General features: G+C 69.2%; 13 protein-coding genes. 9 read left to right on the top strand and 4 right to left on the bottom strand.

Translation table 11 applies throughout. From position 1 onward, the window contains the following. Window positions 1–56 precede the first annotated feature (56 nt). Window positions 57–1,397 carry an exo-beta-N-acetylmuramidase NamZ family protein gene (locus HD557_RS25525; protein ID WP_196875923.1) on the bottom strand — a complete coding sequence of 447 codons (1,341 nt, stop codon included), beginning with the start codon at window positions 1,395–1,397 and terminating at the stop codon, window positions 57–59. 196 nt (window positions 1,398–1,593) lie between these two features. Between HD557_RS25525 and HD557_RS25520 the strand changes: the two genes are divergently transcribed. The 3 genes from HD557_RS25520 to HD557_RS25510 all read left to right on the top strand — a co-directional run bounded on the left by HD557_RS25520 (window position 1,594) and on the right by HD557_RS25510 (window position 4,488). Further along, entirely contained in the window at window positions 1,594–1,848 is a 255-nt protein-coding gene (locus HD557_RS25520; protein ID WP_008355993.1) for a DUF3311 domain-containing protein, read from the top strand. Then, complete coding sequence (gene mctP / locus HD557_RS25515) at window positions 1,845–3,485, top strand: monocarboxylate uptake permease MctP (protein ID WP_307785706.1); 1,641 nt, start codon at window positions 1,845–1,847, stop codon at window positions 3,483–3,485. Before HD557_RS25520 ends, mctP begins: the two co-directional genes overlap by 4 nt. Before the next feature lie 514 nt (window positions 3,486–3,999). Continuing rightward, entirely contained in the window at window positions 4,000–4,488 is a 489-nt protein-coding gene (locus HD557_RS25510; protein ID WP_196875921.1) for a hypothetical protein, read from the top strand. Between the two features lie 92 nt (window positions 4,489–4,580). Here HD557_RS25510 and HD557_RS25505 read toward each other — a convergent pair whose 3' ends face one another. After that, window positions 4,581–5,186 (bottom strand): YceI family protein, encoded by a 606-nt coding sequence (locus HD557_RS25505; RefSeq protein WP_008355997.1) that lies wholly within the window; start codon window positions 5,184–5,186, stop codon window positions 4,581–4,583. 535 nt (window positions 5,187–5,721) lie between these two features. Here HD557_RS25505 and HD557_RS25500 point away from each other — a divergent pair. The 4 genes from HD557_RS25500 to HD557_RS25485 are packed head-to-tail and all read left to right on the top strand — an operon-like array spanning window position 5,722 to window position 10,560. Next, a complete protein-coding gene (locus tag HD557_RS25500; RefSeq protein WP_008355999.1) occupies window positions 5,722–5,985 on the top strand; it encodes a hypothetical protein in 264 nt (87 codons plus the stop codon). A 15-nt stretch (window positions 5,986–6,000) separates the two neighbouring features. Next, complete coding sequence (glmS, locus tag HD557_RS25495) at window positions 6,001–7,824, top strand: glutamine--fructose-6-phosphate transaminase (isomerizing) (protein WP_196875920.1); 1,824 nt, start codon at window positions 6,001–6,003, stop codon at window positions 7,822–7,824. A 22-nt stretch (window positions 7,825–7,846) separates the two neighbouring features. Beyond that, on the top strand, window positions 7,847–8,653 hold the full coding sequence (locus HD557_RS25490; protein WP_196875919.1) for an MOSC domain-containing protein: 807 nt from the start codon (window positions 7,847–7,849) through the stop codon (window positions 8,651–8,653). Between the two features lie 59 nt (window positions 8,654–8,712). Then, window positions 8,713–10,560 carry a DEAD/DEAH box helicase gene (locus tag HD557_RS25485; RefSeq protein ID WP_008356004.1) on the top strand — a complete coding sequence of 616 codons (1,848 nt, stop codon included), beginning with the start codon at window positions 8,713–8,715 and terminating at the stop codon, window positions 10,558–10,560. A 99-nt stretch (window positions 10,561–10,659) separates the two neighbouring features. Here the strand turns inward: HD557_RS25485 and HD557_RS25480 are convergent, their stop codons facing one another. Together HD557_RS25480 and HD557_RS25475 are read right to left on the bottom strand one after the other, a co-directional pair. Further along, window positions 10,660–11,298: a permease prefix domain 1-containing protein gene (locus HD557_RS25480; protein WP_196875918.1), complete on the bottom strand. Its 639-nt coding sequence runs from the start codon at window positions 11,296–11,298 to the stop codon at window positions 10,660–10,662. 145 nt (window positions 11,299–11,443) lie between these two features. Next, window positions 11,444–11,764, bottom strand: a complete 321-nt coding sequence (locus HD557_RS25475) for a PadR family transcriptional regulator (RefSeq protein ID WP_008356007.1) — start codon at window positions 11,762–11,764, stop codon at window positions 11,444–11,446. An 88-nt stretch (window positions 11,765–11,852) separates the two neighbouring features. Here HD557_RS25475 and HD557_RS25470 point away from each other — a divergent pair, with 88 nt between their 5' ends. Together HD557_RS25470 and HD557_RS25465 are read left to right on the top strand one after the other, a co-directional pair. Beyond that, complete coding sequence (locus HD557_RS25470) at window positions 11,853–13,943, top strand: MMPL family transporter (RefSeq protein WP_196875917.1); 2,091 nt, start codon at window positions 11,853–11,855, stop codon at window positions 13,941–13,943. A 127-nt stretch (window positions 13,944–14,070) separates the two neighbouring features. Then, entirely contained in the window at window positions 14,071–15,090 is a 1,020-nt protein-coding gene (locus HD557_RS25465; protein WP_196875916.1) for an SGNH/GDSL hydrolase family protein, read from the top strand. Window positions 15,091–15,125 lie beyond the last annotated feature (35 nt).

Here is a 15,125-nt window from a genome sequence, read left to right as displayed (position 1 = left end):
CGCCGAGTCGGCGCAACTGTCCCGCCTGCGCGGGACTGATGCGCCGGGTCGGCGGGCTAGCGGTAGAGCAGGTACTGGCGGCGGGTCGCGTCGAAGGCGGCCAGCTCCTCGCGCCAGGCCGTCTCGACCTCGTCGCCGGTGGCGCCGGCGTCGATCTGCGTACGCAGTCTCGTCGATCCGGTGAGCTTGTCGATCCAGAACGGACGGGCGGTGTCCCACGAGTCCTGGCGCCAGGCGAACTCGGGATAGAGCGCCTTCGCGGTGACCAGCATCTCGACCCCGGTACGGACGGGATCGAACCGGTCGCGGTCCTGGATCGTGACCTGCACGCCTCCGCAGACCTGGCCGGCGAACTTGTTGACCGAGGGGTTGAAGTAGGCCTCCCGGAACGTCACACCGGGCAGGTTCGCCTCCTCCAGCGCCGCGGCCCAGCGGTGGTCGACGAAGGGCGCCCCGACCAGCTCGAACGGCTTGGTCGTGCCGCGTCCCTCGGAGAGGTTGGTGCCCTCGAACATGCAGGTGCCGGGGTAGGCGAGCGCCGTGTCCGGCGTCGGCATGTTGGGGCTCGGCAGGACGAAGTCGAGGCCGGTGTCGGCGTACAGCATCATCCGTCGCCACCCGGAGACCTGCACGATGTCGAGCTGGTCCAGGCGCCCGCCGGCGTGCTCCTCGAGGAACTCGCCGTCGAAGAACCGAGCCAGCTCGCCGACCGACATCCCGTGCTGCTGGACGATCTCGCGGGCGCCGACGCCCGAGGTGTACGCCGCCGTCATCATCGGTCCACGGGCGGTCCCGCCCACGGGGTTGGGGCGGTCGAGGACCACGAAGCGCTTGCCGGTCGCGACGGCCGCCTGCATCGCCGTCCACATCGTCCAGATGTAGGTGTAGAACCGGGAGCCGACGTCCTGGATGTCGAAGACGACCGTCTCGACGTCGGCCGCGGTGAACAGCTCCCTCATCTTCGCCACGTTCGCGCCGTAGGCGTCGTAGACCGTCAGCCCGGTGCGCTCGTCGACGAACGTCCCCTCCGAGCCGCCCGCCTGGGCCGTGCCGCGGAAGCCGTGCTCCGGTCCGAACACTCCGGCGATGCTCACGGCCCCCGACTCGTGCATCTCGTCGACGATGTTGCGCAGGTTGCGCAGGACGCCGGTGGGGTTGGTGATGATGCCGACCCGCTCGCCGGACAGCACCGCCCAGCCGTCGGCAGCGGCCCGGTCGGCGCCCGGCCGGACGGCCTCGCCGCGCCCGAGCGGATCGGCTGCCGCGTCCGCCGCCTCCGCCGCGCTCGCCGAGCCGGCCGATCCGGCCGATCCGGTGAGGAGCGGAGTCGCCGCGGCGCCGGCCACGGCAGCGCCGAGCAGGCGGCGCCGGTCGATCCTGGGGACTTCAGTGCTCATGGGCGCTCCTGTGCCGAGGGGGAGATCACCTTGCAGGCTAGCCCTGAAGGCGTCGCGCGGCAGGCGATTCGACCGCTCGTCGCGGCAGATCGACCGTTCGTCGTCGTGCTGATCGGGTGGGGCTGGACACCGCAGGTGAATGTGACCAAGGTCACAGATCGCCCCAACCCACTTCGACAGATCTCGGAGGTGACCCATGCCGTCCTCGTCCAAGGGCTCGTGGATCCTCGTCGGGGTCCTCCTGGTCGCGGCAGCAGCCCCGTCACTCGCGGTGCCGCTGTACGCGAAGGAGGACCCGACGTTCGCCGGATTCCCGTTCTACTTCTGGTTCCAGCTCGTCCTCATCCCCTGCTCGGTCCTGTTCACGACCGTCGCCTACTTCGTCGCCAAGGCCGCGTTCCGGCGTGACCGTGCCGCCGCCGGGCGCCCGTGGAAGGAGGGCGGCCAGTGAGCGCCGTAGCGGTCTCGGTCTTCGCCTTCCTCTTCCTGCTGGTCACGATCCTCGGCTTCTCCGCCGCGCGCTGGCGCCGCGCGAAGTCGATGGACAACCTCGACGAGTGGGGCCTCGGTGGCCGTGGGTTCGGTACGTTCGTGGCCTGGTTCCTCATCGGCGGCGACCTCTACACGGCCTACACCTTCATCGCGGTCCCCGCGACGCTGTTCGCCGGCGCCGCCGTCGGCTTCTTCGCCGTGCCCTACACGATCCTCGTCTACCCGATCATCTTCGCGTTCCTGCCGAAGCTGTGGTCGGTCTCGCACAAGCACGGGTACGTCACCCCGGCCGACTTCGTCACCGGCCGCTACGGGTCCAAGTCCCTCGGTCTCGCGGTCGCGCTGACCGGCCTGCTCGCCACGATGCCCTACATCGCCCTGCAGCTGGTCGGCATGGAGGTCGTGCTCGAGGTGATGGGCCTGCAGAGCGACTCGTCGAACTGGTTCATCCGTGACCTGCCGCTCTTCATCGCGTTCGCGGTGCTGGCCGCCTACACGTACTCCTCCGGGTTGCGGGCGCCGGCGCTGATCGCGTTCGTGAAGGACTCGCTGATCTACATCGTGATCATCGTGGCCATCATCTACATCCCGTCGCAGCTCGGTGGCTGGGGCAACATCTTCGAGACGGTGCAGGGCAGCTTCGACACCTTCAACACCGAGAACGCCGACGCGATCGCCGCCGGCGAGGCGGCACCGAAGGCGCTCTTCCCGTCGCAGGCCGCCGGCCAGTGGGCCTACGCCTCGCTCGCCCTCGGCTCCGCGCTGGCGCTGTTCATGTATCCGCACTCGATCACCGGCGTCCTCTCCACGCGCAGCCGCAACGTGATCCGTCGCAACGCCTCGCTGCTGCCGGCGTACTCGTTCCTGCTGGGGCTCCTGGCGCTGCTCGGGTTCGTCGCCCTCGCCGCCGGCGTCATGGTCGGTGACCCGCCGAACCCGCAGCTGGCGATCCCGCAGCTCTTCGAGGACCAGTTCCCGGCGTGGTTCGCCGGCGTCGCGTACGCCGCGATCATCATCGGTGCCCTGGTGCCGGCGGCGATCATGTCGATCGCGGCGGCGAACCTGTGGACGCGCAACATCTACAAGGCCTACCTCAGGCCCGACGCGACCCCGCAGGACGAGGCCAAGCAGGCCAAGATCGTGTCCCTGATCGTGAAGTTCGGGGCGCTGCTCTTCGTGCTGGCGCTGTCGAAGTCGTACGCCATCAACCTGCAGCTGCTCGGGGGCGTCTGGATCCTGCAGACGCTGCCGGCGATCGTCGTCGGGCTCTACACCCGGTGGTTCCACCGCTGGGCGGTCCTGGCCGGCTGGGCGGTCGGGATGGCGTACGGGACGTACGTCGCCTACGGCGTCTCCTCGCCCACGCAGGAGCACTTCGGCGGCCCGCTGGCGCCGTTCCCGGGCACGGAGACCCCGATCTACATCGCGCTCACCGCGTTCCTGCTCAACATCGTCGTGGTTGTCGTGCTGACTCCGATCCTGAGGGCGCTCAAGGTGTCCGACGGTGAGGACGCCACGGTGGCGTCGGACTACTCGGTCGACGCCGGCGACGAGGGTGTCGTCGACGAGCTGAGCTCGACGACCGAGGTGCGCTGAGCGATCCCGGGCAAAGTCCCGCAAACGCGTCCCAGTGGCGGGTTTGCGGGACTTTTCTCATATTTCCGATGTAACTGCAACGTCAACGCACGGAAGTACGTAACAGGTATCGAAAGGGTCTGATCCGGACCGATCTCGGGAGCGTCCATGTGGGGCAATGAGGCAGTGACGGCCTCGACGAGCAGTCGAGGCGACATGTGTCGGGCCGTGACGGCTCGCCATGCCTCGATGGCCGCGACCGAGAGTGATGTCGAGCAACGGATCCATGCAGGCGATTGGGCGCCGGGGGGCGTCGTCTGTGTGGATCTACCACCGGGCGTGACAGTGGCAGATCCTCGGGACTGCCGATCCGCCCGGTCCGATGGGTGGGGCTACGAGCACGACCAGAACCGCGCTCGCTCCACCCGGCGGGACCCCGTCGGTGCCACCGCGATCCCCGTGCGCTCGGGCGCCGGGAGTAGGCGCTGACGGGGTCCCGTGTCCCATGCCGTGCAACTCAAGTCAGGAGAACGCGATGAGCTCGAAGGTCCTCGGGGCACTTCGGAAGACCGTGGCGGCGACCCTCGTGGCCGGTGGCCTCGTGGCCGCCGGCGCCGGGGTCGCCTGCGCCGACTCGCAGTCCGTAGAACACGCTGACGGCCGGGCCGCATCGGTGGCCGCGTCGAAGCCGATCAAGGCTCCGGATCGAGGGCCGGTCGGCCCGGTTACGGTCTCGGGAGCGCAATCCGGGAACGACGCAGCGGTGACGGTGACGACGGACGGGACGACGGTCGTGGCCAGTGGCCGCGCGCACCTCGAGTCTCCTGTCGACCAGGCCGGGGGTGGTGTCGTCCACCACGACGAGGGACCCGCCTCGCCGCTCGGCACCGGCCGCGACGTCGGTCTCGGCACGGATCAGCTGGGTTTCGCCGGGGGAGTCACGGGCGACTCCTCGTCCGTCGATGCCGTCGGCACGGCTCGGGTCGGGGTGGAGAAGCACTACAACGTCCCGAACGGGTACTGAGCGCGTCAGTTGACGCCGGGAGACGCGTCGGGGCCACCGGGAGGTTTCCCGGTGGCCCCGCTGTGGTTTCACCGACGGTGGTCGGTGTCTCCTCAGGCCTCCGTCTTGATCGCGGAGATGTCGAACTCGAGCTTGATCTTCTCGGAGACGAGCACGCCGCCGGTCTCGAGAGCGGCGTTGAAGGAGAGGCCCCAGTCGGTGCGGTTGATCGCCACGGCACCCTCGAAGCCGACGCGGGTGTTGCCGAACGGGTCCTTGGCGGAGCCGGTCTGCTCGAACGGGACGGTGACCGACTTGGTGGTGCCCTTGATGGTCAGGTCGCCGGTGATGTTCCAGGTCTCGCCGTCGAACTCGACCTCGGTCGACTCGAAGGTGATGTTGGGGTGGGCCTCGTTCTCGAAGAAGTCGCCCGAGAGCAGGTGAGCGTCGCGGTCGGCGTTGCCGGTGTCGACGGAGTCGGCCTTGATCGTGAGCGAGACCTTGGACTTGGCCGGCTCGGCGGTGTCGATCGTCGCGGTGCCCTCGAACTCCTTGAAGGAGCCGCGGACGGTGGTCACCATCGCGTGGCGGGCCGAGAAGCCCAGGCGGGTGTGGGCGACGTCGAGGGTGTAGTCACCCGAGATGTCCTCGATGGCGGCGGTCGGGGTGTCGAACTCGGTCGCGGCGGGGGCCGTGTCCTTCTTGCTGAAAATGCCCATGGCGGATGTGCTCCTGGAAGAATTGGTTGAAACTGCAAGCATCATAACGGGGGAATCTCGCCCAATGTTCCCGCTCTCGTGCGTGTTTCTGACGGCGGCGGAAGATTGGTTGCAGTGACAACGCTATCCCTAAACGCACGAGGCCCGCTCCCCTGTCGGGAGCGGGCCTCGGAAGCGTTGTGCGGTTGTCAGGCAGCGTGACGGGTGGTCGCGGGTGCACTGACTTCGACCCAGCGGGCCTCCATGTGCTTGCGGCCGCGGCGGTCGACGACAGGGAGCCAGCGAAGCTCGAGCTTGCCAGTCACTTTATTTCCGTTCATCAGACACCTCCTGTTCACCTTGTGTTCACCTAAGGTACCGCACCTCCACCCCGATGTCCAAGTAGTCCGCCAGATGGTGTGGCCCGCTCCACCTGGGGGCATCGGAATGGGCGATCTGAGCGACCGCCGCCCCACCTGATGACCAATCGCCTGTTTCTGCCCGAAATCGGGCAGAAACTTGCTCGTTGTCTCGGGTGTGCCCCACAGTTGGTGGGGTGAGTGCCGAGGAACCCCTGATCGACCACCTGGTCGCGACCACCGGGCTCTCGTCCGCGGAGGCGGCGCGGGTGGTCGAGGACGTGGTGGCGTACTTCGACGAACCGGTCGAGACGTACGTACGCCGCCGGCATGCGCAGCTGAAGACCTACGGCGCGAAGAACGACGCGATCTTCGCGCAGCTGGCCGAGGAGCTGCGGGCGCGGGTCGTTGCCGCGCCGCGGCTGACCGAGCGGCAGCTGCGACGGCTCATCTACGGATAGGACGGACAAGGACACATGTGCGGAATCGTCGGCTACATCGGACCCCAGCAGGCTGCCGGCCTGCTCACCGAGGGGTTGGCCCGGCTCGAGCACCGCGGGTATGACTCGGCGGGCGTCGCGGTGCTGGGCAGCAGGCTGCAGGTGGTGAAGAAGGCCGGGCGCGTACGCGACCTGGTCGATGCCCTCCCGAAGCGGTTCGCCGGCAAGGTCGGGATCGGGCACACCCGGTGGGCCACCCATGGCCCCGCCAACGACACCAACGCTCACCCGCACGTCTCCGCCGACGGGCGGGTGGCGGTTGTCCACAACGGGATTGTCGACAACGCCGCCTCGTTGCGGGAGCGCCTCACCGAGGCGGGCGTCGAGCTGGTCAGCGACACCGACACCGAGGTCTTCGCGCACCTCATCGGATTGTCGACTGCAGACAATCTGGAGGCGAAGGTCGTCGACGCGCTCTCCCAGGTGGAGGGCACCTGGGGGCTGGCCGTCGTGCACGCCGACTTCCCCGACCGCATGGTCGTGGCTCGCAACGGCTCGCCGCTGATCGTGGGTGTCGGCGACGGGGAGATGTACGTCGCGTCCGATCTGGCCGCGGTCGTACGCCACACCACCACCGTCGCCCACCTCGACGACGGCGAGCTGGCGACCGTCACCGCGACCGGCTTCACGACCTTCCGCCAGGACCTCACGACGACCACCACGACGGCCCGTGAGGTCGACGTGGACCCGTCGGCGTACGAGTACGGCGAGCTCGCCGACGAGCCGCGGATGTTCACCGAGATCCTCGAGCAGCCGTCCTCGGTCGAGCGCGCGCTCCGCGGCCGGCTCGACGAGCGGTTCGGGACGGCTCACCTCGGCGGGCTCAACCTCGATCCCCGCGAGCTGCGCGCGATCCGCCGGGTGAAGATCCTCGGCTGCGGTTCGGCCTACTACGTCGGTCAGATGGGCGCGGGGCTGATCGAGGAGCTGGCCCGGATCCCCGCCGACGCCGAGGCGGCGTCGGAGTTCCGCTACCGCAACCCGATCATCGAGCCCGACACCCTCTATGTCGTCGTCTCCCAGTCCGGCGAGACCATCGACACCCTGCTCGCCGTCCAGGAGATCAAGCGCAAGGGCGGCCGGGTGCTGGGCGTCGTCAACGTCGTCGGCTCGGCGATCGCGCGCGCCGTCGACGGCGGCATCTACCTGCACGCCGGCCCGGAGATCGCGGTCGCCTCGACCAAGGCCCTGACCAACATGTACGTCGCGTTCTCCCTGCTGGCGCTCCAGCTCGGCCGGGTTCGCGACCTCTCGATCGCGGACGGGAAGCGGCTCATCGCCGGCCTGCAGGCACTGCCGACCCAGATCGAGGAGATCCTGAAGAGCGAGTCCCACCTCGAGGAGGTCGCGGCGCGCCTGGCCGAGGCCGAGTCGATGTTCTTCGTCGGTCGCGTACGCGGCTACCCGGTCGCCCGCGAAGGCGCGCAGAAGCTGAAGGAGATCTCCTACCGGCACGCCGAGGCGTACCAGACCTCGGAGCTCAAGCACGGCCCGCTCGCGCTGATCTCGGAGTCCGTGCCGACGGTCGCGATCGTCCCCCAGGACGAGCTGACCGACCGCAACGTCGCCGCCCTGCACGAGATCAGCGCCCGCCGCGGGCCGCTGGTCGTCGTCACCCACCCCGAGGTCGACCTCGGCGAGCTCGACGCACTGCGGGTCGACGTACCGAAGAACGAGGTCGAGCTCGACCCGATCCTGCTGACCATCCCGCTCCAGCTGATCGCCTTCCATGCCGCCAAGGCCCTCGGCCACGATGTCGACAAGCCGCGCAACCTCGCAAAATCGGTAACCGTTGAGTAGTGGGGAGCGGTTGAATCGGGCCATGCGTCTGGCGGGTATCAATCTCCATCCGGTGAAGTCGACGGCGATCAGGCCGGTGCAGGAGGCGTACGTCGGCAGGGCGGGGCTCGTCGGGGACCGGGAGTGGATGGTCGTCGACGGTGAGGGGAAGCTCGTCTCCGCGCGGGAGGTCCGCGAGCTCTTCACCGTCGTCGCCGACACCCCGGCGACGGGCGGCGGGGCAGATCTGCGGCTGAGCGCGCCCGGGCACGAGGCGATCGAGCTCGCGCTCCCGAGCGAGGGCGTACGCGACGTGCAGATGTTCAACCGTCCGAGGATGCGTGTGCGTCCGGCCGGTCCGGAGGCCGATACGTGGCTGCGCCGCGTCCTCGGCCGCGACGACCTGTCGCTGGTGTGGTGCCACGACCCGTTCCGCCGAGTGCTCGACGCCGAGGACGGGTTCGGTGCCTCCGACCACGCCGCCTTCCAGGACGACTCCGCGGTCTCGCTGATCACGGACGCCTCGGTCGCCGCGATCGACTCCTGGAGCGAGGTGAGGATCACCGCGCAGCGGTTCCGGCCCAGTCTCCTGGTCGAGGGTGCCGAGGAGGCGTTCGCGGAGGACGGGTGGAAGGAGATCGCCATCGGACCGGTCCGGTTCCGGGTGGTCTCGGCGGTCCCGCGATGCGTGATGACCACCATCGATCCGGTGACGCTGGAGAAGAGCAAGGAGCCGCTGCGTACGCTCGCGGTCCATCGGAGGTGGGACGGCAAGACCTGGGCGGCGGTGCACCTCGGCGTCGTCCACCCCGGTGAGATCGCGGTCGGCGACGAGGTCATCGTCTCCTGAGTGACGGGGACCACCGCGCCGAGGAATGTCGAGATCGTGCTATAAGGGCCTACCGTTGGATGGTGAGCACCGACGCTGATTCTGCCGTATCCACCACTCCCGCGACCGAGGAGCCGATCGTGGAGGCAGATCAGGGTCCGACCTTCGACTCACTCGGTCTGTCCGCGGGCGTTCTCGAGGCCGTGAAGGCCCTCGGTTACGAGACGCCGAGCGCGATCCAGGCCGCGACCATCCCCACGCTGCTCCAGGGGCGTGACGTCGTCGGTCTCGCACAGACCGGCACCGGGAAGACCGCCGCGTTCGCGCTGCCGGTGCTCTCCAACCTCGACGTCTACCAGAATGCGCCGCAGGCGCTGGTGCTCGCGCCGACGCGTGAGCTCGCCCTGCAGGTGTGCGAGGCGTTCGAGCGCTACGCGTCCAACCTCGACGGCGTACGCATCCTGCCGGTCTACGGCGGCCAGGGCTACGGCCCGCAGCTGACCGCGCTCCGCCGCGGCGTCCACGTCGTCGTCGGCACCCCCGGCCGGATCATGGACCACCTGGAGAAGGGCACGCTGGACCTGTCCCAGCTGCGCTTCCTGGTGCTCGACGAGGCCGACGAGATGCTCAACATGGGCTTCGCGGAGGACGTCGAGACGATCCTCGCCGAGACCCCCGAGGACAAGCAGGTCGCGCTCTTCTCCGCGACCATGCCGGCCCAGATCCGCCGGCTCTCGAAGAAGTACCTGCGCGACGCCGAGGAGATCTCGGTCAAGGCGAAGACGCAGACCAACACCAACATCACCCAGCGCTACCTGATGGTGTCCTACCCCCAGAAGGTCGACGCGCTCACGCGCATCCTCGAGGTCGAGAACTTCGAGGGCATGATCGTCTTCACGCGCACGAAGTCCGAGACCGAGTCGCTGGCCGAGAAGCTGCGTGCGCGTGGCTTCGCCGCGACCGCGATCAACGGCGACATCGCCCAGGCCCAGCGCGAGAAGACCGTCAACCAGCTCAAGGACGGCTCGCTCGACATCCTGGTCGCGACCGACGTCGCGGCCCGTGGTCTGGACGTCGAGCGGATCTCGCACGTCGTCAACTACGACCTGCCGACCGACGTCGAGGCCTACGTCCACCGCATCGGTCGCACCGGCCGCGCCGGCCGCACCGGTGACGCGATCTCCTTCGTCACCCCGCGCGAGCGGTGGCTGCTGCGTGCGATCGAGAAGCACACCAAGGCCCAGCCGGTGCAGATGCAGCTGCCCTCGGTCGACGAGGTCAACGCGACCCGCCTCTCCCGCTTCGACGACGGCATCACCGCCGCGCTCCAGGAGGGCGAGAAGATCGAGTTCTTCCGCGACGTGGTGCGTCACTACGTCGACGAGCACGACGTCCCCGAGGTCGACGTCGCCGCCGCGCTGGCCGCGGTGCTCCACGGCGAGGAGCCGCTGCTCCTGGAGCCGGAGCCCGAGAAGCCTGCCTACGAGGAGCGCCGGGGCCGTCGCGACCGCGACGACCGCGGGGGCGAGCGAGGCGGTGAGCGTCGCGAGACGTCGCGGTCGCGTGGCAACGGGCAGCCGCTGGCGACGTACAAGATCCAGGTGGGCAAGCGTCACCGCGTCGAGCCGCGCCAGATCGTCGGCGCCATCGCCAACGAGGGTGGCCTGCGCCGCGCCGACTTCGGCAACATCTCCATCCGCAACGACTTCTCGCTCGTCGAGCTGCCCGCGGACCTGGCTCCCGAGACCTGGAAGGCCCTCGAGTCGACCCGCATCTCCGGCAAGCTCATCGAGCTCTCCGAGGACTCCGGTGGCGGCCCCGTGCGTCGCTCGGGTGGTCGCTTCGACCGGAGCCAGGGGTCGCGCCGCGGTGCGCCCGAGGCCGGTGACCGGCCCCGCAAGCCGCGCCAGAAGCGCAAGTTCGACTGACCCGAGACGTCGCCCCCGTCGGCCGAAGCGTCACGCGCGTCGGCCGACTGGTCGCGTCGGTGACGTCTCGGCCGACCTGAGTGACGCTTCGGCAGTGGGTCAGCAGGCGGCGAGGGTGCGCTGGGCCGAGGCGGCGACCAGCGCGAACGGGGTCACCATGAAGGCGATCGCGGCCAGCCCGACGATCACGGTGAGGCTGCCGGTGAGGGCCAGCATCGTGAGGCCGATGACCGGGATCACGACCGCGACGGCGAAGGCCCAGGCTGCGGCCAGGCGTGCGGTCCGCCGGCCGACCGCGAGCCACCGCTGACCGATCGCGGTGACCACGAGTGCGATGGCGGCGCCCAGCGCGCCGATCGTGCCGACGTACTCGATGATCGTGTCCAGCACGTTGAACAGGCCGGCATCGGGAGCCGCCAGCTGCCCGCTCGAACCCAGGTCGATCCCGTCGTCCCACAGGAACGCCTGCGGGATCATGACGAGGACGAGCATGAGGGCGGTACGTCGCGCGGCACCGATCGCGACGGTGTCGCGGAAGCCGGGAGCGATGTCGTCGACCGAGCCGAAGTCGCGCAGCGCCAGGGCTTCCGCCTCGGTGGTCGTGTAGCCGGCCGCGGTGTAGGCCTCGGTCGCGTCCTCGAGATGGTCACCGGCCTCGCGCAGGAGGTCGCGCCGGGTCCAGCTCGGGCCGGGGATCGCGGCACGCAGGTCTGCTAGGTAGACGTCGACGGCGCTCATGCGCCCCATCTTCTGTCCCCAGCGGCCTCGGCCACATCAGGGAACCCCCTGAATGGTTCGCCACAACTGCTGTTTCGGTCCCCAGAAGTGCCGACTCGGCCGACGTACGTGACGGCTCGGCCGACCGGGGTGACGGCTCGGCGGGTCAGGCTTCGCCGAGGACGCCGGAGACGACCTTGGCGAAGGTGCGCCACTCCTGACGGTGGGCGGCGAGGGCGTTGCGGCCGGCGGAGGAGAGCTCGTAGGTGCGGCGCTTGCGGCCGCCGACCTCGGACCATGAGCTGTCGAGGTAGCCGGCCTTCTCCAGGCGGCGCAGGGCCGGGTAGATCGTGCCGGTGGGGAGGTCGAGCTCACCGCCGCTGCGAGCGCTGAGCGCCTCGATGATCGCGTAGCCGTGAAGGGGCTGCTTCTCGACGACGGCCAGGATCAGCGAGTCGAGGTGGCCACGGAGGGCGTCGGCTTTCATGTAGACAGCCTACACAGTCCGTCGTACATTGTCTCCATACATGTTGTCTGTCTACAGGTAGCCAGACAAACACCGACAAGGAGACATGATGACCATCCAGACGACCACGAGACCCAGTCCGCTGCGGCGGCTGGCGTCCTTCTCCCAACGCCACCACTGGACCGCGCTGCTGCTGTGGGTGGTGGTGCTCGTCGGCGTGACCACGGCCGCGCAGGGCATCGGCGACGACTACCGCAACTCCTTCGACATCCCGGGCACGCAGTCGCAGGAGATGGCCGACCTGCAGGCGAAGCACGGCGGGTCGACGGGCGACGAGATCCGCGCGGTGATCCACGACGAGCGTGGCTGGAACACCGACCAGCAGGCTGTCGACGACCTGCTCGCGGAGCTCGCCGAGGTGCCGCACGTGGAGGCCGTCGAGGCCGCCGACCCGCAGCGGGGGTCGGTGAGCGAGGACGGTACGACCGCGCTGGTCACCATCGTGATGGACGCCAAGCCCGGCGAGCTCCCGATCAGCGCCTACGAGCCGTTCCTCGAGATCGCGGACGAGACCGCGACCGACGATCTCCAGATCGAGATGGCCGGCGACTCGATGCGCGAGGTGAACGAGGGCGAGGGCGGCAGCTCCGAGGGGATCGGCATGCTCGCCGCGCTGGTGATCATGCTGTTCATGTTCGGCTCGTTCCTGGCGGCGAGCCTGCCGCTGATCACCGCGATCTTCGCGGTCGGCACCACCTTCGGCGTGGTCACGCTGCTCTCCCACCTCACCACGATCCCGGACTACACCGCCCCGATGCTCATGATCGTGGGGCTCGGTGTGGGCATCGACTACGCGCTGCTGGTCTTCTCGCGCTACCGCAGCGAGCTGCTCCACGGCGCCACCCGCGAGGACGCCACCGCGACCGCGATCGACACCGCCGGGCGCTCGGTGCTCTTCGCCGGCGTCAGCGTGATCCTGGCGCTCTGCGGCCTCTACGTGCTGCGGCTGACCTCGATCCAGGGGGTCGTGCTCGGCGTCGCGCTCACCGTCCTGATGACCATGATCGCCGCGGTCACCCTGCTCCCGTCGCTGCTGACCCTGTTCGGCAAGCGCCTGGAGAAGTCCGTACGCCGCCACGCCGCCCGATCCCGTCGCGAGCCCGGTCAGCGCTGGCGGTCCTGGGCCTCCGGCGTCCAGCGGCACCCGTGGGCCGCACTGCTCGTCTCCCTGGTCGCCCTCGGCGCGCTGGCCACCCCGGTCCTCGGCCTCCAGCTCGGTTTCGCCGATGCCGGCAACGACGACCCCTCCTCGACCACGCGGAAGGCCTACGACCTGGTCAGCGACAAGTTCGGTCCCGGTGCCAACGGTCCCCTGGTGATCATGACCGAGGGCTCGCAGGGGCAGGCGGCCGCGGCGTACGAGAAGGTCCAGGGGTACGACGGCGTGGCTGCCGTGACGCCCCCGCAGCCGTCGGCCGACGGCGCGGTGTTCACCTCCATCGCCTTCCCGGAGACCGGCCCGCAGGACGCCGAGACCACCGAGCTGGTCAAGGACCTGCGAGCGGACCTCGGCGACGACGCCCTGGTCGGCGGCTCGACCGCGGCGCTGATCGACTACTCCGACGCGGTCGGGAAGAAGCTGCCGCTCTTCATCGGCCTCGTGGTCGGGCTCTCCGCGCTGCTGCTGATGTGCGTCTTCCGCTCCGTCGCGGTGGCGATCAAGGCAGCCGTCCTCAACCTGATCTCGATCGGCGCCTCGATGGGGGCGATGACGTACGTCTTCCAGGAGGGGCTGCTCGGGGTCGAGCCCGGTCCGATCGAGGCGTTCCTGCCGGTGATGACCTTCGCGATCGTCTTCGGGCTCTCGATGGACTACGAGGTCTTCCTGATCTCGCGGATGCGCGAGGAGTGGCTGCGCAGCGGCGATGCGCAGGAGGCGGTCCTGGAGGGCCTGGCGCACACCGGCGGTGTCATCACCGCGGCCGGTGCCATCATGGTCGTGGTGTTCGGAGCCTTCTGGTTCAGTCCGGACCGGATGCTGCAGGAGATGGGCTTCGTGATGGCGGTGGCGGTGCTGCTCGACGCGGTCGTGGTGCGGTGCCTGGTGGTGCCCGCCGTGATGCGTATCCTCGGTGCCGGTGCGTGGTGGCTGCCGAGGTGGCTCGACCGGATCCTGCCGCGTCTCCAGAACGTCGAATGAACCCGGGTAAGCGGGTTCCGGACAGTTACTTGGACGTGAAACAAATTTCCTGCGGGGAGACGTAAGGGCGCGTACAACCGAAGGGAAGGGCCGCACCCCCAGCGGTCCCCGGCTTTCGGGAGTTGCCATGAACGTGATCTTCCGCCTGTCCACAGTCCGCCTCGCGGTCTCCCTCACCTCCATCGCCCTTCTCGGCGCCGGCCTCGCCGTCGCCCCCGGCTCCCCAGCCTCAGCGGCTGGGGAGCCTTACGTCGCGCTCGGTGACTCCTACTCCTCGGGAGTCGGCACCCGCACGTACATCAACGACGGCAGCAACTGCAAGCGGTCGACCCTGGCGTACCCGAGCCTGGTCGCCGCGGCGAAGGGCTACAGCCTCAACTTCCGCGCCTGCTCCGGAGCGCTCGTCGCCGACGTCACCAACAGCCAGCTCAGCGCACTGTCCACCTCGACCCGCTACGTGACCATCTCGGTCGGCGGCAACGACGCGGGCTTCGCCGACGTGATCACCGAGTGCGCGCTGCCCGCCTGGGCGAGCGACTGCTCGGGCGCGGTCGCGGGTGCGCAGAGCTACATCCGCAACACGCTCCCGGGCAGCCTCGGGACGCTCTACTCGAGGATCCGTTCGGCCGCGCCCAGCGCGAAGGTGGTGGTCGTCGGCTACCCGAAGCTGTTCATGGGGGAGGACTGCAACGCCTTCACCTGGTTCAGCCCGCAGGACGAGGCGATCCTCAACGACACCGCGGTGCTCCTCAACAACACCACGGCCTCGCGCGCGAGCGCTGCCGGGTTCACCTACGTCAACCCGATCAGCCGGTTCACCGGGCACGCGGTCTGTGACGACGTGGAGTGGATCAACGGGCTCTCCGACCCGATCGAGGAGTCCTACCACGCCAACGCGGCCGGACACCGTGACGGCTACACGCCCCTGGTGAGCTCGCCGCTCACCGGAGCCACCCTCACCGCCGGCCCCGCGGTCATCGCCGCTGCCGAGGCGACCGGTCCCGCACAGGCCGCCAAGCAGAGGAAGTACGCCGCGCTCGACCGCCACATCGAGCCGAAGGTGTTCCAGCCGCCGACCCTTGAGCGCCTGCAGAAGCTCGCCGACCAGCGCGGGGTCGACCTGAACGCCTGGCTGGCGACGCACTGATCCGAGCGGTGGTGAAGCCGAGCGTGGCCCACTGG

The sequence above is a fragment of the Nocardioides luteus genome (assembly GCF_015752315.1).
In the GTDB taxonomy this organism is placed as follows: domain Bacteria; phylum Actinomycetota; class Actinomycetes; order Propionibacteriales; family Nocardioidaceae; genus Nocardioides.
The sequence above is the reverse complement of the archived record's forward strand: the minus strand, read 5'-3'. Positions and strand labels throughout refer to the sequence as shown.